General features: G+C 74.0%; 11 protein-coding genes. 6 read left to right on the top strand and 5 right to left on the bottom strand.

Going from position 1 to position 20,359, the window contains the following annotated elements:
• Positions 1-97: 97 nt before the first annotated feature.
• Positions 98-5,350 (top strand): CHAT domain-containing protein, encoded by a 5,253-nt coding sequence (locus AB0G50_RS27445; RefSeq protein ID WP_360113711.1) that lies wholly within the window; start codon positions 98-100, stop codon positions 5,348-5,350.
• Positions 5,351-5,353: 3 nt separating this feature from the next.
• Here AB0G50_RS27445 and AB0G50_RS27440 read toward each other — a convergent pair whose 3' ends face one another.
• On the bottom strand, positions 5,354-5,905 hold the full coding sequence (locus AB0G50_RS27440) for a restriction endonuclease (protein ID WP_360113709.1): 552 nt from the start codon (positions 5,903-5,905) through the stop codon (positions 5,354-5,356).
• 40 nt (positions 5,906-5,945) lie between these two features.
• The gene (locus AB0G50_RS27435; RefSeq protein ID WP_360113707.1) at positions 5,946-6,821 is read right to left on the bottom strand and encodes a LysR family transcriptional regulator; all 876 of its coding nucleotides are present in this window, start codon (positions 6,819-6,821) and stop codon (positions 5,946-5,948) included.
• Positions 6,822-6,939: 118 nt separating this feature from the next.
• Here AB0G50_RS27435 and AB0G50_RS27430 point away from each other — a divergent pair, with 118 nt between their 5' ends.
• Together AB0G50_RS27430 and AB0G50_RS27425 are read left to right on the top strand one after the other, a co-directional pair.
• On the top strand, positions 6,940-7,926 hold the full coding sequence (locus tag AB0G50_RS27430) for an NADP-dependent oxidoreductase (protein WP_360113705.1): 987 nt from the start codon (positions 6,940-6,942) through the stop codon (positions 7,924-7,926).
• A gap of 43 nt (positions 7,927-7,969) precedes the next feature.
• Positions 7,970-9,817 (top strand): tetratricopeptide repeat protein, encoded by a 1,848-nt coding sequence (locus AB0G50_RS27425; protein WP_360113703.1) that lies wholly within the window; start codon positions 7,970-7,972, stop codon positions 9,815-9,817.
• Positions 9,818-9,825: 8 nt separating this feature from the next.
• Here AB0G50_RS27425 and AB0G50_RS27420 read toward each other — a convergent pair whose 3' ends face one another.
• Positions 9,826-10,590, bottom strand: coding sequence for a helix-turn-helix domain-containing protein (locus tag AB0G50_RS27420; protein ID WP_360113702.1), 765 nt, complete (start codon positions 10,588-10,590; stop codon positions 9,826-9,828).
• 65 nt (positions 10,591-10,655) lie between these two features.
• On the opposite strand from AB0G50_RS27420, the gene AB0G50_RS27415 reads away from it, so the two are divergent.
• Entirely contained in the window at positions 10,656-12,050 is a 1,395-nt protein-coding gene (locus AB0G50_RS27415) for a DHA2 family efflux MFS transporter permease subunit (RefSeq protein ID WP_360113700.1), read from the top strand.
• Positions 12,051-12,375: 325 nt separating this feature from the next.
• On the opposite strand, the gene AB0G50_RS27410 is transcribed toward AB0G50_RS27415, so the two are convergent.
• Complete coding sequence (locus tag AB0G50_RS27410; protein WP_360113698.1) at positions 12,376-13,524, bottom strand: hypothetical protein; 1,149 nt, start codon at positions 13,522-13,524, stop codon at positions 12,376-12,378.
• Positions 13,525-13,980: 456 nt separating this feature from the next.
• On the opposite strand from AB0G50_RS27410, the gene AB0G50_RS27405 reads away from it, so the two are divergent.
• Positions 13,981-14,493, top strand: coding sequence for a hypothetical protein (locus tag AB0G50_RS27405; RefSeq protein ID WP_360113696.1), 513 nt, complete (start codon positions 13,981-13,983; stop codon positions 14,491-14,493).
• 44 nt (positions 14,494-14,537) lie between these two features.
• Here AB0G50_RS27405 and AB0G50_RS27400 read toward each other — a convergent pair whose 3' ends face one another.
• A complete protein-coding gene (locus tag AB0G50_RS27400) occupies positions 14,538-17,813 on the bottom strand; it encodes a DUF4082 domain-containing protein (RefSeq protein ID WP_360113694.1) in 3,276 nt (1,091 codons plus the stop codon).
• 531 nt (positions 17,814-18,344) lie between these two features.
• Here AB0G50_RS27400 and AB0G50_RS27395 point away from each other — a divergent pair.
• Positions 18,345-20,273, top strand: coding sequence for a metallophosphoesterase family protein (locus AB0G50_RS27395; protein ID WP_360113692.1), 1,929 nt, complete (start codon positions 18,345-18,347; stop codon positions 20,271-20,273).
• The last annotated feature ends 86 nt before the right edge of the window (positions 20,274-20,359 follow it).

The following is a 20,359-nucleotide window of genomic DNA, read 5'->3' as shown; positions in this document are numbered from 1 at the left end:
ATGTTTCTTGTTCCACAACGGAATTCCGGGTTGCGCGGACCCGGGTCCCGGCACTCGGTAGGTTGCCGCGGGAAACGGCGGTGAACGGGGGACGCGGGTGCGGGAGCGGTTGGTCGCGGCGATTTCGGCGCGGGTCGAGGAGGTGGAGCGGACCGGGGTGGACGGCGCGGTCTTCGCGGAGGAGGCGGTGGACGAGGCGGACTCGTTGCTGCTGCGGGTGTCCGGACCGGCGTCCGGCTCGACCGTGGACGTGGTCGCGTTGACCGCGCTCGGACGGCTGCGCCTGGTGCGGTACCAGGCGCGGGGCGACGAGGAGGACCTGGAGGACGCCGTGCTGTTCCTCGGCGAGGTGTACCGGGTCGCGCCCGAGACCTTGCCGGAGCACCTGCGCGAGGTCTTCGCCGACCTGGTGGACGACGCCGAGGAGGACGACCGGGCGTTCGGGCACAGCGGCGATCCGGACGCCTACACCCTCCAGGCCGAAGCGCTGGTCGAGTGGTACGAGGAGCGCGGTGACCTGGACGCGCTGGAGGCGGCCGTCCGGGTGTACCGCGCGGCGGTCGTCGCGGCCGACGGGTCGGGCAACGCCCGGTGCCTGCGGGGTTTGCACACGGCCCTCGTGGCGCTCGGGCGGGAGACCGGTGACCCGGCGGTGGCGCGCGAGGTCGACGCCGTGGCGCGGTCCCTGGCCGCGGCGGGTCCGGAGGAGGAACCGCCGGCCGAGAGCGAGGCGATGCACCTCGTGGAACTCAGCGGCACGCTGCGGGCCGAGTTCACCCGGAACGGCGACGAGGCCGTGATCACCGAGTCGATCACGGCCGCGCGGGCCGCCGTGGAGGCCGCCGCGGACGACGAGGAGCGCGGGCTCGCGCTGACGAACCTGGCCGCGTCGCTGGAAACCCGGCACGAGTACCTCCAGGACGACGAGGCGCTGCGCGAGTCGGTCGACGTCGGCCGGGCGGCGATCGCGGCCGATCCGGAGGCGCTGCCCGCCATCGCGAACCAGGCCCTGTTCCTGCGGGAGTTGTTCCTGCGCACCAACGACGTCGCGCTGCTCGAGGAGTCGCTGGCCGCGCACGCGCGGGTGCTGCGCGCGACCTCGGAGGACGACCCCTCGCTGGAGTCCCGGCTGACCAACGCCGCGAACACCCTGCGCGTGCTCTACCGGTGGACCGAGGACCCCTCGCCCGTGTTGGACGCCGTCGCGGCGCTGGAGGAGGGGACCGGCGGGGTCGCGACGTTCGCCGCCGGGCTCGTGGACCTGGTCGACCGCACCGGTGACGAGGAGGTGCTGCGCGTGGCGATCGCGCTGTGCCGGTCGGCCCTCGCCGCGGTCGCCGCCGACGACCCGGTGCGCGGCGACCTGTGGTACTCGCTGTCCGGCGCGCTCCACCACCTGGCGTGGCGCGACCAGGACCCGGACGTCGCGCACGAGGCGGTCGAGACGGCCCGGGACGCGGTCGGGATCGGGTCCGAGGACGGCGTCGCACTCGCCCGGCGCCTGACCCACCTCGGGTTCGTGCTGCGGCACGCGTTCGCGACGACCCACGAGCCCGCCCTCCTCGGCGAAGCCCTGGTCGCGTTGATCCTCGCCCTGGAACTGACCACGCCGGAGGTCGTGGGGCAGGTGCTCGCCGTCCGCGCGGCGGCCGTGGAGGCGGTGGTCGAGGACGACCGCGTGATGGAGCTGTGGATCCTGGAGCGGTCCGTGAGCTGGGCCGCGCCGGTGGTGCGCGGCCTGTACCGCTCCGAGCTCCTCGGTCGGATGGGCCGGGTCGGGGAGAGCGCGCACGCCGTGGCGCTCGACCTGGCGCGGGAGTTCGCGGCGGCCCGCGACGCGGCGACCGGGGTACCGCCGACCGCGCGGTCGGGTCTGATCGCCGCCGTCCGCGAGCGCGTGACGCGGTTCCACGACACCCGCGACCCCGACGAGGTGCTGGTCCCCGCGGCGGTGGACGAGCTGGTCGACCTGCTGTGCGCGGTGCCGGACCCGTTGGCGGACTTGGACGTCGCGCAGGCGGCCGGGTTGCTGCTGTGGGCGCGGTTCGCCGCGCGCGGCACGCCCGAGGGCCGCGCGGAGCTGGCGGTCACCCTCGACCTGCTCGCGCCCCTGCACCGGATGGGCGGTCGGGCGTACCTGCCGTCGGCCGTCGCCGAGCAGTTCGACCGCGACCCGCCCGCCGAGCCGGACGCGGCCTCGACCCTCGGGATGCTCGGCCGCGTCCAGTACGGCGACACCGACCCGGCCGCCCTGGACCGGGCCGTCGTGCTGTTCCGCCGGGCGGTCGCCCTGGCCGGGCCCGGGCACGCGCAACTCCCGTTGCTGCGCACGAACCTCGGCACCGCGCTGATGGCGAGGGCCGACCGCGCCGGCGACCTGGGCGACCTGGACGAGGCGATCGGGCAGTGCCAGGCCGCAGTCGCCCTGGCCGCGCCCGAAGCACCCGTCCGGGCGACCTGCCTGGCCAACCTGAGCCTGACGCTGATGACCCGTGCCGAGCGGCTGGACAGCCTCCAGGACCTGGAGAGCGCGGTGGCGGCCTGTCAGGCGGCCGTCGACGGGTGGCCGGACCACCCCGACATCGCGTCGATGAGGATCAACCTGGCCACCATGCGGCGCAGCCTGGTGAACTTCGTCGGCCAGGAGTCCGCGCTGGACGACCGGATCGACGCGACGTCCGATCCGGACGAACTGGCCGACCTGCTGTGGAACCGGTACGTCCGCGCCGGCGACCCGGCGGACCTGGACCGGGCCGTGCGGGTGCGGCGGGACGCGCTCGACGCGGGCGGCCCGCCCGCGGTGCACCTGGCCGGGCTGTGCGACCTGCTCCGGACCCGTTTCGTCCACCTAGGACAGCCGGCGGACCTGGCGGCGTCCGTCGCGGCGGGACGGGCCGCGATCGAGGCGACGTCGGACGACGACCCGGACCTGGCCTGGCGCCGGTCCACGCTGGCCAACGCGCTGTCCCGGCGGTACCAGACCGCGGGTGTGCCCGAGGACCTGGACGAGGCGGTCCGGTACGCCCGGGACGCGGTGGCGGCCATGCCCTCGGCCACCTACCTGACGAACCTCTGCCTGGCGCTGCGCCTGCTGTTCGAGCGCACCGACCGGGTCGAGCACGTGGACGAGGCGATCGAGGCCGGTCGGGCCGCCGTCCACGGCTCGCCGAAGGGCAGCCCGCTGCTCGGGGTCTACCTCGGCAACCTGGGCGGCGCGCTGGTGGCCCGGTTCCGCCGCACGAGCGGTCAATCCGACCTGGACGAGGCGGTCGACGTGCTGCGCCGGTCCGTGTCGGCGATGCCGGGGACGAGTCCCGACCGCGGCATGGCGCAGGCGAACCTGTCGGCCGCGCTGCTCACCCGGTTCGAGTCCCGGCGGGCCGTCGAGGACCTGGACGTGGCGATCGAGCACGGCCGCCGAGCCGTCGAGGCGACCCCGCCCGACCACGACGCCCGCGCCCCGCGCCTGTCGAACCTCGCGGCGGCGCTGCGGACCCGGTACGGCGTCACGACCGTCGACGCGGACCTGGACGAGGCGTTGGAGGCGTGCGAGGCCGCGGTGGCGGCGTTGGCACCCGGCGATCCGCGCCGACCGACCGCGTCGCTGAACCTCGCCCAGGTGCTGCTGGACCTGCACGACCGGACCGGACGACCCGACACCCTCGCCACCGCGGTCGACGTGGCCCGCGAGTCGTTGGCGCGCCTGCCGGAGGACCACCCGAACCGGCCGCTGCACCTGGTGTCGCTCGGCCGGGTGCTGCGCCGGCGGGCCGAGGGCACGGACCTGGCGGCCGCGCTCGACGCGGTCCGGGAGGCGGCGGCGAGCGACGTGGGCGCGCCGCGCGTGCGCGCCCTGGCCGCCACGCAGTGGGCCGGGCTGGCCGCGTCCGAGGGCCGGTGGGCGGAGGCCGTCGCGGCCTACGGCGCGGCGATCGACCTGATGGGGCGCACCGTGTCCCGGTCCCTCACGCGGCGCGACCGCGAGGCGTTGATCGACGGCATGGCGGGTGTGGCCGCGGACGCCGCCGCGTGCTGCGTGCGGGCCGGACAGCCGGCCAGGGCGGTCGAGCTGTTCGAGCAGGGGCGCGGGCTGTTGCTCGGGCACACCCTGGACAGCCGCGCCGACCTCACCGCGCTCGCCGACCGCGAACCCGCCGCGGCGGCGGAGTTCACCGAGCTGTGCGCGGCCTTCGAGGACTCCGCCGCGGACGTGGTGACGCGCCGCGGGGTGGCCGCCCGGTACGACCGGCTGCTGGCGGACATCCGACTGCTGCCCGGCTTCGCGGAGTTCCTGCGTCCGCCGACGGCGCGCGACCTCGCGCCGGCCGAGGGGCACGCCGTGGTCGTCGCGGTGTCCGACTTCGGGTCGTGCGCGCTGGCCCTGTCCGCCGCCGGCGAGGTAACGGCCGTCGCGCTGCCCGCGCTCACACCGGACGTCGTGGAGGCGGAGGTCCGGCAGTTCCTCCAGGCGGTCGAGGACGCTCGGGCCGACCGCGCCCGGACCAGGGCCGCCGCGCAGGACCGGGTGGCGCGCACGCTGGAGTGGACCTGGGACGTGCTGGCCGGTCCGGTGCTCGACCGGCTGGGCGCGACCGGGAGGGTGTGGTGGTGCCCGTCCGGCGTCCTGTCGCTGCTGCCGCTGCACGCGGCGGGGCACCACGACGGGGTGCGCGCCGTGCTGGACCGGGTGGTCTGCTCGACCACGCCGACCCTCCGGGCGCTGGCGCACTCGCGGCGGGTCGTCGACCCGGCCCGACCGCGTGCCGACCGCGCGCTGGTCGTGGCCATGCCGCACACGCCGGGTCACCCCGTGCCGCTGCCCGGCGCCGAGCGCGAGGCGGCGGTGGTGCGCGCGCACCTGTCCGGCGCGGTCGACGTGGTGAGCGGGACCGCGGCGTCCCGGGACGCGGTCGTCGCGGCGCTGCCGAAGGCCCGGGTGGCGCACTTCGCGTGCCACGCGGCCGGCGACCTGGCGAACCCGTCGGACAGCCTGCTGATGCTGGCCGACCACCACGACCACCCGCTCACCGTGCTGGACCTGGCGCGCCTGCGGCTCGACGCGGACCTGGCGTACCTGTCCGCGTGCTCGACGGCGCGCGCCGGCGGGAGGTTGGCGGACGAGGTGATCCACCTGGCGTCGGCGTTCCAGCTGGCGGGGTACCGGCACGTGGTCGGCACCCTGTGGCCGATCGGCGACCGGCCCGCCGTGGACTTCGCGGAACTGGTCTACCCGGTGATCGCGGCGGGCGGCGACATCGCGACGGCCGTGCACACCGCGACCCGGGCCCTGCGCGACCGCCACCCCGACGATCCGCTGGTGTGGGCCTCGCACGTGCACGTCGGCGCCTGACGGTCAGAAACCGGGGCGCCCCAACAGGAACTCCGCGACGCACTCCGGGTGGTCCTCGTCGTCGGCGGCGAGGACCACTCCCCGGGACCCACCGTGGTAGCACGCCACGAGCGCGGGCCGGGCGGCCTTCGCGGTGTCCCGGGTGGTGAAGACGAACCGCCCCTCGGCGACCGTGACGAGCGCGATCCCGTGCACCCGCGCGAACTCGACCGCACCGGCCTGGAACGCCGACGTCGCCACCAGCACGCCTTTGTGCGCGCCGACGCTCTGCGCCTTCTGCCGCAACACCTGCACCAGTTCGCGCTTGATCGGGTTGCGGTGCAGCTTCGCCTCGACCACGACGAGGAACTCCATCCCGGCGAACCGGTACCGCACGGTCGCGTCGAAGTCGTACACCCCGTCCACCCCGGCGACCTTCTCGTGCAGGCTCACCACCAGCCCGTCGACCTGGGACCCCGCGGCGCCCAGCAACTCCGCGGCCACGAACTCCTCGAACTCGCCCGGCGTGATCCCGGGGTGCGGGTACCGCCCCACCACTCGCTCGTCCTGCACCACCACGCCACGGTACCGGGGCGTCGATCACGCCGGGGTGTCGTCAGGCGACCGCGCGGCCGGCCGCGCGCAGTTCCCGGATCAGTTCCCGCACGGCCGTGGAGTCGCGGGTCGCGGCGGTGGTCACGTGGACGACGCGGCGGGTCGGCGGGGAGTCGTCCAGCGGCACGACGGTCACCGAGGCCGGGTGGTCGGTCAGGGTCAGGCGGGGCAGGACGGCCATTCCCATGCCCTGGGCCACCATCGAGAGCACGACGCCGTCGTCGGCGACGCGGACGGTGGCGGGTGGGAGCCAGTTCTGCCGGGACCACCAGGCGGCGGTGTGCGAGGAGCAGTTCTCCGGCCAGTCGATCAGCGGCAGGGAGCGGGGGCGCGGGTGGCCGGTCGGGTGGGCCAGCAGGTACGGCTCGGTGAACAGGTCGCCGTGCACGGTGCCCGGCGGTGGCGGGGTGCGGTCGCTGTAGGTCGCGATCGCCAGGTCCACCCGGCCGTCGGCGGCTTCGCCCGCGGTGCCGCGGCCCAGTTCCGGCACGATCGACACGGTCGGCCGCACGCCCGGGAAGCGCGTGGTGAGGCGGTCGAGCGCGGCGGGCAGGAGGTGGGCCGCGGCGGTGCGGAACGCGGCGACCCGCAGCACGCCGGTGACCTCGCCCGCCGCCGCGATCCGGGCCTCGGCGCGCAGCAGGTCGAGTTGGCGCAGGATCTGCCGGGCGTGCACGAGCGCGCGGTCGCCCGCGGGTGTCGGCCGGGCGCCGGTCCGGCCGCGGCTGAACAGCACCGCGCCCACCTGCCGCTCGACCCCGCGCACCGCGTGCGAGACGGCCGACTGGGTCAGCCCGAGCCGGGTGCCGGCGGCGGTGAAGCTGCCGGTGTCGGCGACCGCGACCAGCAGTCTCAGCGCGCGCGTGTCGAGGTCCACACCACCGAGTCTTCCATGAACGCGGTTCATGGAAGACGTCGATCCATCGACCGCGCACCCTGCCGGAACCCTCCGGGGGAGACCTAGCGTGCGGGCACCTGCGAAAAAGGAGTTCCCCTTGTTCCTCAAGGCAGTCCGGGCCGCCCGCCGCGCCGAGGGCACCCCGCGCCCCGACGACTTCTCGATCATCACCGCGCCGCTGCCCGACCCCGGGCCGGGCGAGGTCGTCGTGGCCAACGAGTACCTGTCCGTCGACCCGTACATGCGGGAGTTCATGGCCCTGGGCGGGTGGGAACTGGGCTACGGGCTGGAGGGCCGCGCGATCGGCCGGGTGATCGCCTCGACCGTCGCCGACCTGCCGGAGGGCGCCTTCGTCGCGCACCGCCACGGCTGGTCGACCCACGCCCGCCTCACCCCCGCCGAGCTGCGGGTGATCACCGAGTACGAGGGCGTCCCGGCCTCGGCCCACCTGGGCCTGCTCGGCGGCACGGGCCTGACCGCGTGGGTCGGCTTGACCCGCGTCGCCCGCGTCCGCCCCGGCGACGACGTGTTCGTGTCCACGGCGGCGGGCGCGGTGGGTGGCGCGGCGGGCCAGTTCGCCCGCCTGCTCGGCGCCCGCCGGGTGGTGGGCAGCACGGGCAGTCCGGCGAAGGTCGGGCACGTGGTGGGAACACTGGGTTTCGCCGCGGCCTTCGACTACCACGACGGCCTGGCGGAGGGCTTGGCCCGGGTCGCGCCGGACGGCGTCGACGTGTACTTCGACAACGTGGGCGGCGCCCACCTGGAAGCCGCGATCGACGTGCTGCGCGAGTTCGGCCGCGTCGCGTGGTGCGGCGCGATCGCCCAGTACGCCACCCTCGCCGACCCGCCGCCCGCTCCGCGCAACCTCTACGACGTGGTCGGCAAGAGCCTGCGGCTGGAGGGTTTCCTGGTCCGTCGCAACCTCGACGCCCGCCCGGAGCTGGAGGACTTCGCGGTACCCCGCATCCGTTCCGGCGACCTGGTGGTGGACGAGACGGTGGTGGACGGCTTCGACCGCCTGCCCGAGGCGTTCCTGGGTCTGCTGCGCGGCGAGAACACCGGCAAGATGCTCGTGCGGCTGTGACCGCGCGGGTCGGGTGAAGTCCGGATTGTCGTGGAATATCCCCATGTTCGGCCCCTCGGGGCTGCGGACGGTGCAGGATTGCCGGACGCGGGCCGAGGGGGTTGTGGTGGACGACGTCGCGGGCGTGTTCGTGGGGCGTGGGGCCGAGTCGGCGCGGTTGGCCGCGCTGGTGTCGGGGCCGGGTGGTCGGGTGGTCGTGGTGCACGGGCCCGACGGGGTGGGCAAGTCCGCCCTCGTGGCGCGGTTCGCGCGGGCGCACGCGGATCGCTTCTCCCTGGTGCGGTGGCTGAGCGCGGACTCGGGGGTCGCGCTGTCGCAGGGTTTGGCGGACCTGGGCGCGGCGCTCGGCCCGGTGGCGGCGGACGACCCGCTCGGGAAGCGCGCGCAGCACGCGTTCGAGTGGTTGACCACCCACTCCGGGTGGTTGCTGGTGCTGGACGACCTGAGCGTGCCGGAGGTCCTGGCGGGGTTGGCGCGCCGGTTCACGGCGGGCACCATCGTCGTCACGTCCTCGCGCGCCACCGGGTGGGAGGGAGTTCCGACGGTCGCGCCGGGACCGCTGGCACCGGACGAGGCCGCGGAGTTGGTGACCCGGATCGTGCGGGAGCGGTGGCCCGCGGCCGACCTGCGCGGCGTCGAGCGGGTGTGCGAGGAGTTGGGGCGGTGGCCGTTGGCGGTGGAGCAGGCCGCCGCCCACCTGGCGCACACCCGGACCACCCCGGCCGGGTACCTCGACCGGCTGGCCGCCTACCCGGCGCGGGCGTTCACCGCCCGGGACGACGCGGAGCTCGCGCTGACCCGGGCGTGGCACGTGACGTTCGAGGAGCTCGCCCACTCGGCCACGGCGTGCCTGCTGCTGCACGTGCTGGCGTGGTTCGCGCCGGGCGACGTCCCGCGCGAGGTGATCACGGCCGCCCAGGACCCCGGCGGCCGACGTGGCGTGGCGGACGCGATGGACCTGCTGGCCGCGTTCGGGCTGATCACCCTCACCGAGGACACCATCACCGTCCACCGCTCGGTCCAGGCCGTCACCCGGACCCCGGACCCCGCCCGCGGCCAACGACACCCCGGCGGCATCGCCGCGGCCCGGCACAGGGCCTTCGCCTACCTGCGCCTCCGGCTGACCGGCCCGCCCGACCCCGAGGCGTGGCCGACCTACCGCGAGGTCGCCCGCCACGCCGCCGCGCTGCTCGACCTCGCCCCACCCGAGGACGACACCGCGGCGGCCTGCGGGTTGTTCGACCTGGTGGGCTCCTACCTCGTCCGCCAGGGCGACACGGACGCCGCCGTCGGCCACCTGACCCGGGCCGTGGTCAGCGGTGAGCGCGTGCACGGCCCGGACCACCCGCTCACCTCGCTCGCCCGCGACAACCTGGCCCTCGTCACGCGGACGGTGGGCTCGGAGGTCGACCGGCGCGCGGCGTTCGCCGACCACGCCGAGCGGACCTTCGGCCCCGACCACCCGAACACGGTGTCCGCGCGGAGCAACCTCGCCGCGGCCCACGACGCCGCGGGTGACCACGACCGGGCGATCGCGCTGTACGAGGAGGTCCTGGCGGACAGCGTGCGGGTGCTCGGCCCGGACCACCCGGACACCCTGATCACCCGGAACAACCTGGCCGGCGTCTACCTGGCCGCCGGCGACTTCGCCCGGGCGATCCCGCTGCACGAGGAGGCCCTGGCCGACCGGGAACGCGTGCTGGGCCCCGAGCACCCGAACACCTTGATGTCGCGGAACAACCTGGCCGGCGCGTATCTCGACGCGGGCTACCCGGACCGGGCCGTCGCGACCTTCCAGGCCGTCCTCACCGACTGCGAGCGGATCCTCGGCCCCGACCACCGCCTCACCGTCGGCATCCGGAACAACCTGAGCGTGGCCCTGCGGCTCTGACCCGGAAACTACTGCGCCCCAAGGGAGTCGAACGGTCGGTCGAAGATCTCGGCCAAACCCGCCGCGCCCGCGTCGGTCAGGTGCACGACCCGGGGACCGGCGCCGTGGCGGACCCACCCCAGCGCGAACAGCCTGGCCGCGATGGACGCGCCGAGCGCGCCGGACAGGTGGTGCCGCTCCTCGCTCCAGTCCACGCAGTACCGGACCAGCGGCCGCCGGGTGGGCACCCGCAGGTCGACTCCCAGCGCCCGCACCGCGTCCGCGCCCCGGTCGGTCAGCTCGTAGTGGTGGTCGCGGCCGTAGGTGGACGGTCGGTCGTGGGTCGCCGTGCCCGGCCGGCGCGCGCCCGTGAGCACCCCGGTGTCCAGCAGCACGGCCATCAGGTGGACGCCCAGCCGACCCGCGAGGTGGTCGTAGCAGGTGCGCGACCGGCGCAGGGCGTCGGCGCGCACGCTCTGCCGCAACGACGTCACCGGCGACGACGGCGGCGCGATGACGGCCAGCGCCTCCAGCGCCTCGGCCACCTCGGCGCGGGCGAGGCGGTAACGGCGGTGGCGGCCGTCGCGATGGGCGGTGACCAACCCGGCGTCCACGAGCTTCGCCAGGTGCGCGCTGGCCGTCGGCCCGCCGACACCGGCCTCCTCGGCGAGCGCGCTCGCGGTGATCGACCGGCCGTCGCACAACGCCTTGAGGATGCGGGCCCGTGAGCCGTCCGCGATGAGCGCGGCGGCGCGCGCGATGTCGGGGTCGGCCTTCGGCGGGTCGGGCTGCACCCCCCGACGGTACGACACCGACACTTCGCCCGCCGGCGAAGTGTTCCCGCCGCAGACTGGGCCGCATGAGCGTCCTGAAGCCGCGCGCCGCGCCACCCCTCCTCGCGCTGAGCCTGGGTTACTTCCTCGTCATGCTGGACGTCACGGTGGTCACCGTCGCGGTGCCCGCCGTCCAGCACTCGCTGCGCGCCGGCCCGTCCGCGACGCAGTGGTCGGTCGACGGCTACAGCGTGGTGTTCGCCGCCCTGCTGCTGCTCGGCGGCGCGCTCGGGGACCGGCTCGGCCACCGGCGGGTGTACCTGGCGGGCCTCGTCGGGTTCGCCGGCGCGTCGGTGCTGTGCGCGGTCGCGGCGGCACCCGGCGCGCTGATCGCGGGTCGGCTCCTCCAGGGCGCGGGCGCCGCGCTGCTCGTGCCGACGTCGTTGGCCCTGCTCGCGACGACCTACCCGGACCGCGCCGCCCGGGCCCGCGCGCTGGCCTTCTGGGCCGGTGTCGCCGCGGTCGCGTTCGCCGCCGGGCCGGTGCTGGGCGGGCTGCTGGTGTCCGGTGTCGGCTGGCGCGCGGTGTTCTGGCTCAACCTCCCGGTGACCGCGCTCGCGGTGGTGCTGGTGCTGCGGCACGTGCCGGCGCCCGCGGTGTCCGGGTGCGCCAAGCGGATGGACGTGGCCGGCCAGGTGTTCGCGATCGTCGGGTTGACCGGTGTCGCGGGCGGGCTCAACGAGGCGGGCACGGAGGGCTGGACGTCGGCCGTCGTCGTGACGTCGTTCGCGGTGGGGTGCGCCGCGCTGGTGGCGTTCGCGGTGACCGAGCGCCGCCGCGACCGCGCCGACGCCGCGCCGCTCCTGCCGCCGGTCCTGTTCGCCGACCCCGGTTTCGCCGCGACGGCCGTGATCGGCGTGCTGCTGAACCTCGGCTACTACGGCATGTTGTTCGTGGTCACGCTGTACTTCCAGCAGCAGCGCGGGTACGACGCGCTGACCACCGGCCTCCTGCTGCTGCCCACCGTGTGCCTGGCGCTGGTCGCGGCACCGCTGTCCAGCCGGCTCACCGCCGCGCACGGCCCGTACCGACTGATGACCGCCGCCCTCCTGCTGGGCTCGGCGGGCTTCCTCGGCTGGCTCGTCGCGGGCCCGGAAACCCCTTACGCCGCACTGCTGTTCCCGTTGGTCGCGACGGGCCTGGCGACCCCGTCGACGGTGCTCGCCGCCACCACCGCGGTCATCGAGTCCGCGCCGGACGGAAAAGCCGGGGTCGCCTCGGCGGTGTTCCAGGTGTCCCGCCAGATCGGCAACGCGGTGGGCGTCGCGCTGTTCGGCACGGTGCTCGCCGCGGCGCCGAACGCCTACGACGGCGTGCGTCGATCCGCGGTGATCGCGTCGGCGGCGTTCTGCGTCGGCGCGGTGACGGCGTTCCTGGCCGGTCGTCGCGCCTCTCGCGCGGCCGTGTTCGTCGGTGGGTGATCGCGGTCGGTCGAGGTTCCTCCACAAAGGACTGTCGCCCGCCGGGGCGGCTCCGGTGTCGTTGCGGGTGGTCGATCGCGGTCAGCCGAGCGTGCCGGTCCGCGCGTCGAACCGTGTGGGCGTTTCGGTGGCGAGGGGCAGTGGCGCGCCCAGGCTGTGCCAGGCGGCGTTCTGCGTCGGCGCGGTGACGGCGTTCCTGGCCGGTCGTCGCACCTCTCGCGCGGCCGTGTTCGTCGGTGGGTGACCGCGGTCGGTCGAGGTTCCTCCACAAAGGACTGTCGCCCGCCGGGGCGGTTCCGGTGTCGTTGCGGGTGGTCGATCGCGGTCAGCCGAGGGTGCCGGTCCGCGCGTCGAACCGCGTGGGCGTCTCGGCGGCGAACGGCAGTGGCGCGCCCAGGCTGTGCCAGGTGGTCCAGCCACCGGGCGGCTGCTGGCGGGTGTGCCCCACGGCCCGGTTGGCGTCCTGGACGAAGATCTCCAAGGTGCCGTCCGGGTTGCGGCCGACGGCGGGCGCCGTGACCCACGCGCCGTGCAGGCTGAGCCAGATGCTCCACGTCGGCGGCTGCTGCCAGACGTGCCACAGCGCGCTGTCGTCACCCCGGGCGAACGCCTCCGACCGGCGGTCGGGGTTGACGCCCACCCCGATCGGGCTGGTCACCCGACCACCGAGGCTGTTCCAGGTGTCCCAGTCGGTGACCGCGGCCCCCTGCGTGGTGTGCCACAGCGCGCCGTCCTGGCCCTGGGCGTACACCTCCACGCTCTGGTTCCGCACGACGGTCGGGTAGGAGGCGAGGGTGCCGCCGTGGTTGATCCAGGGGCTCCACCCGGTGGACGTCTCCTGCTGCCTGATGTGCCACAACGCGTTCCCGCCGCCGCGGGCGAAGACCTCGGTCTGGCCGTACCAGTTCAGGCTCGCGGCGGGCGCCGAGGTGAGCGACCCGCCGAGGTTCTGCCACGCGCTCCACACCGTGGGGTAGACCCGCTCCTGCCGGATGCGCCGCAACGACCCGTCGACGCCCCGCGCGTACACCTCCAGCCCGGCGGACTCGCCGGTCATCACGGACGGCACCGAGTTCAGGCTGCCGCCCAGGCTTTCCCAGGCGCCCCAACCGGACGGCGCCGACGGCTGCTCCCAGGCGTGCACCAGCGCGCCCGTGCCGTCGACGGCGAACACCTCGAGTTGGCCGTAGGCGTTGTAGGTCACCGCGGGCGTGCCGACGATGCTGCCGCCGATGCTCCGCCACGTGGTCCACCCGGTGGGGGAGGAGGGTTCCTTCCGGATGTGCCACACCGCGCCGTCGGCGCCGCGCACGAACACCTCCAACCCGTCACCCACCCTGATCACGGTGGGTGCGGGCGCCAACGGCGGCGGGGTGGGCGCGCGGTCGGTGCTCGCCATCGTCGTCCCGCTCGGAGCCAGGGTGGCGGCCAGGACCACCGATGTGGCCAGCAGCCTGAGGATTCCGGATCTCATGGGTGCTCACGGTGGCAGGGGCGGGTGGTGAGGGGCCGGCGACCGGGAGGCTGACGTGGTGTCCCGTCGCGGACACGCGGGGTGACGAGGCAGGGGCGCGATGCCCGACCGAGGTCCTGCCGAGGTCGTGGACGACGTCGCCGCCGGCGGTCGAACACGCTGGTGGACATGACGAAGCAGACGACGGCGCCGGTGACCGAGGCTCTACCCGGCCGAGGGAACCGTCCGCAACCAACCTCTCCGGCGCCACCACCACAAACAGCGCCGGCTGGAAGCCCTGCGCGTGGCCGACGAACGCGGCCGGCTGTCACGGTTTCCGCGCCCCGCGCGGCGGACGCGCTGGGCCGAACGTGTCGCTGCGGCCCCATCCGTGTGAACCGCGCCCGGGGTGTCTATGGCGTTCCCCCGGCGGGTGCCAGGGTCGGGCCCGAGGGCCGCCAAGACACGAGGAGTGGAATGACCATCCGGAACGCATGGGGCGCGGTGCTCGCGATCGCCGCCGCGGTCGTCGGGCTGGGCACGCCCGGAACGGCCGCGGCGAGCCCGGCGGGGAGCACGTGCGCGGTGCAGACCCTGAACACCGGCACCTACCTGACCGCCGTCCGCGGTGGCGGGCAGGTGATCGACGTGATCCACAGCGACGCGACCAGGATCGACGCGTGGGAGCGGTTCACCTTCGTGGACGCCGGTGATCAGCACTACGGCCTGCGCACCGCCAACGGGAACTACGTCACCGCGGTGCGCGGCGGGGGACAGGTCGTCGACGTCGTCCACACCGACGGGACGACGCTGCGGGGCTGGGAGACGTTCTCGCTGGTGCCGACCGGCGCCGACCGCTACGCCATCCGAACCTTCGACGGCCACTACCTGACGGCGATCGGCGGTGGCGGCCGGGTGACCGACGTCCTGCACACCGACGCCACCACCATCAGCACCTGGGAACAGTTCCGGCTCGTCTGCGGGGTGTGAGCCAGGCGGGCGGACAGCGGCTGCCGTCCGCCCGCCCGGGTCGGTCACGACGTCGTGAAGACCACGTCGACCCAGTGGTTGTTGCCGGTGTTCTCGTTGGGGTAGTCCGGGAAGCTCATGAATCGGCCCAGCAGTCCGTTCGGGTTGGCCGGCGCGGAGAGTTGCGGGGTGTCGATGCCGCCCGCCTTGAAGTAGTTCGTGGTTTGGGTCCACTGGCCGTCCAGCATCTTGTACCAGGCCAGGTACGTGGTGCCGGCGGTGACCGGTGCCGGGGTGGCGAAGGTCAGGGTTTGCCAGCCGGTGGCGGACTCGTTGGTGAACTCGCCTCCCGCGACGGTTTTCGTGGAGCTCAGGGAGATCGCGCCGTAGTGCGTGCGGCCGTTGTACGGGCCCTTGTAGAACTTGATGCCGGTCACGAAGCCGTTCACCTTGGGCACGAAGTTGATCCCGGCCCCGGTGCCGCCGTAGTAGCCGTACGACAGGATCTCCGGGATCGACGCCTCGCTGAACAACGTGCACGGGCACGGTGCGTCGCCCGTGGTGTAGGTCCACGTGGTCGGGGTGGGCAGGGTGTTCTCGTGGACGTCCGTCGCCCGCACCGACACCGTGTACGGCGTGGTGCGCACCAGCGGCGCGGCCGGGGTCCAGACCAGGGAGTGGTCGTCGTCGGCCCGGGTCACCGTGCCGCGCATGACGACACCGTGCGAGTCCTTCACCTGGACCGTCGAGTCGGTGAGGCTGACCTGCTCGTCGTAGGTCGCCACGACCGGCGCGGAGAGGCCGGCGCCGGTGCCGTCGTCCGGCGGGTTGTGCGACACGTTCACCGGCGGGGTCGTGTCGGCGAACGTGGCGAAGTCGACGTCGACCCAGTAGTTGTTGCCCTCGTAGGACCGCGTCGGGAAGCCGCCGCCGGGCGCGAAGACGCCCGAGAACGGGCCCGCGCCGGTGGCCAGCGGGCCGGAGGTGACCGGGTCGCGGCGGGTGAAGTACTGGTGCTCCACCGCGTAGTGGCCGTTGGGCGCGGTGTAGGAGGCGGTGTAGACCAGGTCCCGGTGGACCGACACCGGTTGGGCGAACGTCAGGGTCTGCCACCCGGTCGCGGTCTCGCCGGTGAACGTGCCGGTGCCCAGGCGCTCGCCGGTGGGGCTCCAGATCGAACCGGTGTGGGTGCCGGTGTTGCCCTCGCCCTTGTAGAAGCGCACGGCGGTGACCAGACCGCCGCGCGGGACGGTGAACCGGACGCCGAGTTCGTAGTTGCCGCCGTCATTGGCGGACGGGGTGGTGGGCACGGTGGCCGTGCTGAACAGCGAGCACGGGCACGTCGCGGTCGACCGGGTGGTGAGGTCCCAGGTCGCGGGCGCGGCCAGGGAGTTGCCGTTGAGGTCGGACGCCTGCACGCTCACCGAGTACTTCGTGCCGGGCTTGAGGGAGCCGTTCGGCTTCCACGTCAAGGACTTCCCGTCGGCGGCGAACGTCGTCGTGCCGCGCAGCAGACCGCCGCCGCCGTCGCCCAGGGTGATCACGGCCGAGTCGGGGTCGATCGGCTCGCTGAACCCGAGGTCGACCGACGGGTCGAGGGCCACGTCCGTCGCGTTCGGGCCCGGGGTGCGGGTGTCCAGGGTCGGCCGGGTGGAATCGCCGTTGAGCCCGGTGCGGTAGACCACGTCCACCCAGTAGTTCGAGGCGAGGTAACCGGTCGTGGGGAAGCCGCCGTCGTAGCGGAACAGGCCGTTCGGACTGGCCGGGTCCTCGGCGGGCGCGGTGATCGGGCCGTACGTGGTCGCCCGCCCGGCGAACTGCGACTGGGTGACGGCGTAGTGGCCGTTGGGCGCGTAGTAGGTGACCACGTAGGAGGTGGCGGGCGCGACGTTCACCGGGTCGGCGAAGGTCAGGGTTTGCCACCCCGTCGAGGTTTCGCCGGTGAACGTGCCGGTGGCCAGGCGGGTGCCGGTGGCGCTCCACAACGAGCCCGTGTGGGTGCCGGTGTTGCCCTCGCCCTTGTAGAACCGGACGCCGAGCACCTGCCCCTTGGCCGCGAACCGGACCTTCACGCCCAGCTCGACCGGGCGCGCGTCGCCCGCCGAGGCCGCCGCGGGCGCCGTGAAGTCGTCCCACAGCGTGCACGGGCACTCGGCGGGGCGCGGACGGCCGGTGGTGAACGTCCAGGTGTACGCGGCCGTCTGGTTGCCCGCCGCGTCCCGGACCTTGCTGGACGCGGTGAACGCGGTGCCCGCCGGCAGCGCGGCGTCCGGGTGGAACTCGACGGTTTTCCCGTTGCCGGACAACGAGGTCTGCCCGGCAACGGCGCCACTCGGGCCGGTGAGGGCGAACTCGGCGGAGCCCGGCGCGATCGTCTCGTCGTAGGCGGCGCCGATCGTCGGGCTCGGCGCGACGCTGCCCGCGCCGGCGACCGGCGAGGTGGTGAGCAGGTCGGGCGCGCGGGTGTCGGCGCCGGGTTCCGGTGCCCACACGACGTCGACCCAGTAGTTCGCGTCCGCGCCACCGGTGTCGGGGAAGCCGCCTCCGCCGTGGAAGACGCCGTTCGCGCCGTCGACGCCGGTTTGCAGGCCGGTCAACGGTTCCAGGTAGCGGGAGGTGGTGCCGAAGTAGCCGGTGTCGACCGAGAAGTGGCCGGTCGGCGAGAAGTAGGAGACGACGTAGGTGGTGTTGCCCGCGACCGCGACGGGCTGCGGGAAGACCAGCGTTTGCCAGCCGGTGCCCGTCTCGTCGTGGAACGTGCCGGTCGCGAGCCGGGTGCCGGCGGCGTTCCACAGCGAGCCGGTGTGCGTGCCGGTGTTGGCCGCGCCCTTGTAGAACCGCACGCCGCGCACGTAGCCGTCGGTGGTGGAGCGCCACTTCAGGCCGAGTTCGAGGGCGGCGTTGTCGCTGGCGTCGACGGTGGCGGGTACTTCGTCGGACCACAGGCCGCACGGGCAGACCCGGGCGGCGACCGTGGTGTCGGCGGTGGCCTGACCGACGGTGTCGCGCGCCGCGTCGAGCGCGCGGACCTTGAGGTGCGCCGGGCCCGAGCCGCCCGGGGTGTAGGTGTGGCTCCACGCGGTCCGGCCGGCCTGCCAGGTCGCGGGGCGCCAGGTGACGCCGTCGTCGGTGGACACCTCGACGGCGCCGACCGCGACGTCGTCGGTCACCGTGCCGGAGAACGTGTAGGGACTGCCGACCGCGGCGGTCGTGGGGACGGTGGTGAACGCGGTGGGTGTCGCGGCGTGGGCGACCGGCGTGCGGTCGGCGATGGGCGCGACGAGGAGCGCGGCGGCGACGATCGCGATGCTCGCGAACCGTGCCGCGTGGCGTAAGGACATTTACCCGCCTCTTCCCGCAGGGCCTCAGGACGGCCCCGGTTCCACGTCGGGCATCGGGCTCGACGGTGCCACCGTTACCGGGACCCTTCACCCGTTTGCGCGGAAAGCGTTGTCCGGCAATGGTTGTGGCGGCAGTCGGGGGTGCGGCGTGGGCCGACTGGTCGCGGACCCGATGCCATGTCCGTGCGCAGAAAATAGGATCGGCGCACCGCCGGGGTCGGAGCCGGCGACCACCGTCGCGACGTACCTGGAGAAGTGGGACGGCCGGTTCACCGACCTGGTCTCGGGCGACCGCACCACACCACGCGAATCCCCGAGCCGGGAGAAGGTGGACGCCCTGCTTGGCGGGGATTGGGACGGGAGTCCCCTTGGTGACGCTACGTCCGCGCCGGGTTCCTCTGGGTAAATGTCTGGTATGTCCAATGGCCGTGCGACGGTCATCCGCCGTTTTGTGAAAGTTACTCATCTTGTCGCGGGTGCTTGCGACCGTTCGGAGTGCACAACCTCCAGCAAAAGGAGCACTCCACAGCCATGTCACCCCAAAGGCGCGCCGCACTGGCCGCTGTCGTCGTGGGTTCGGTCCTGGCGGGCTCGTTCGCGCTCGCCTCGCCCGCCTCCGCCGACACGCCCAACGTCAGCCGGGTCATCCTCACCCCGACCGCGACGCCGACCGACTCGCAGAACTTCACCTGGCGCAGCACCGACGCAGCCGGTGGGACGGTGCAGTTGCGCACCGTCGGCGGGACCGCCATCACGATCGCGGCGACCGCCGTGGACACCAGCACGCTCTCCGGCGTGAACTACACGCACTACTCCGCCACCGCCACGGGTCTCACGCCGGACACCGCGTACGAGTACCGCGTGGGCACCGGTGACCAGCTCAGCCAGTGGCGCCGGTTCCGCTCCGCCGCGAAGGAGGCCAAGCCGTTCGAGTTCCTCTACTACGGCGACGCCCAGATCGGCCTGGAGTCCACGTGGCCGGCCGTCGTCGCGGCCGCCAACGCCAAGGCGCCGAACTCGGCGGGCAGCGTGCACGCGGGCGACCTGATCGACTCCAGCACCCAGGTGCAGTGGACGAACTGGTTCAACGGCATGGGCGAGAGCGCCGCGACCACCCAGGTCCTCGCCGCGCCGGGCAACCACGAGTACAAGGACGACGCCGCGCTGCGGAACTGGAAGATGAACTTCGAGTACCCGGCGAACCACCCGAACCTCACCACGATCGGCGCCCTCGCCGACCGCGCCAAGGGTGACACCGACGCCGCCCGCCAGACCGCCGCGTACTTCGCGCACTGGGACGACGTCGCCAAGGAAACCGTGTACTACAGCGACTTCCAGGGCGTCCGCTTCATCACGCTCAACGCCACCCAGAGCGTCGGCTACCTGACGCCGAAGACGCTGCCCTCGTGCGCCGTCGGCTGCCCGGACCCGTCGACGCTGTGGATCGAGTTCCAGACGGCGTGGCTCGACCACGTGTTGGCGAACAACCCGAACAAGTGGTCCGTCGCCACGTTCCACCAGCCGGTCTACAGCAGCGCGGAGGGTCGCGACGAGCCCATCCTGCGCGACAACTGGGTGCCGGTGTTCGAGAAGCGCGGCATCGACCTGGTGCTGATGGGCCACGACCACACCTACGCCCGCGGCTACAAGAACTCCGACGCCACCGGCACGCCGGGCGTCACCTCGGGCCCGGTCTACGCGGTCAGCAACTCCGGCGCGAAGCACTACACGTTGGCGCCCAAGGACGACAACGTGTGGACGCAGAACGCCGCGACCCAGGTCCGCCGCGGCGAGGGCGTGACCACCTACCAGGTCGTCTCGGTCAACGGCGACACCGTCACCTACCGCTCCTACGTGGTCGAGAAGACCGCGGCGTCGCCGGAGAAGGAGAAGGTGGGCGACCTGTTCGACTCGTTCACCATCACCAAGCGCAACGGCGTCAAGCACGTGACCGAGGCGGGCGTCGAGCCGCCCGCGCGCGACGGCGAGCAGAGCGTCAAGGTCACCGTGCCCCAGCGCTCGGCGGGCGAACTGGTGTGGAGCATCGACGGCGGCAACGGCGTCGTGGACCTCGGCACGGCCAAGGAGTCCGGCGACCACTTCGGCGCGAAGGGCTCGCTGAACCCGGTCCGCGTCACCGACACCCGCCTGAACGCGCCGCAGTGGGCGCTGTCCGGTCAGGTCGGCGACTTCACGTCGGCCGGTCAGCGGTTCAGCGGCAAGTACCTCGGCTGGTCGCCGTTCGTCGCGGAGAGCGCCGGCACGGCGGTCGCGGGCGCGCCCGTGGCCTCCGGCTTCACCTCCGGTGACGGTCTGGCCAAGTCCGCGACGCTCGGCAGCGCGGCCGCCGGTCACGCCGCCGGCACGTCGCTCCTGCGGGCCGACCTCGACCTGCGCCTGCCGATCACGGTCGCGAACGGCACGTACCGCGGCACCCTCACCCTGACCGCCCTGGGCTGAGTCCACCGGTGGGGCGGCGCCCCCACGCCGCCCCACCACCCCCATTCCAGGTGGTCCCGATGCGCCCGCGGCGGGTCCCACTGACC

It is taken from the genome of Actinosynnema sp. NPDC020468, from assembly GCF_040642015.1.
Classification (GTDB): Bacteria; Actinomycetota; Actinomycetes; order Mycobacteriales; family Pseudonocardiaceae; genus Actinosynnema.
Note: the sequence above shows the minus strand (reverse complement) of the source record. Positions and strands in the feature narration are given on the sequence as shown.

Bases quoted from the DNA above. Each gene is read 5' to 3' on its own strand.
- AB0G50_RS27415 (WP_360113700.1), top strand. From the start codon at position 10,656: ATGAGCGTCCTGAAGCCGCGCGCCGCGCCACCCCTCCTCGCGCTGAGC.
- AB0G50_RS27405 (WP_360113696.1), top strand. From the start codon at position 13,981: ATGACCATCCGGAACGCATGGGGCGCGGTGCTCGCGATCGCCGCCGCG.
- AB0G50_RS27425 (WP_360113703.1), top strand. From the start codon at position 7,970: ATGTTCGGCCCCTCGGGGCTGCGGACGGTGCAGGATTGCCGGACGCGG.
- AB0G50_RS27410 (WP_360113698.1), bottom strand. From the start codon at position 13,524: ATGAGATCCGGAATCCTCAGGCTGCTGGCCACATCGGTGGTCCTGGCC.
- AB0G50_RS27395 (WP_360113692.1), top strand. From the start codon at position 18,345: ATGTCACCCCAAAGGCGCGCCGCACTGGCCGCTGTCGTCGTGGGTTCG.
- AB0G50_RS27400 (WP_360113694.1), bottom strand. From the start codon at position 17,813: ATGTCCTTACGCCACGCGGCACGGTTCGCGAGCATCGCGATCGTCGCC.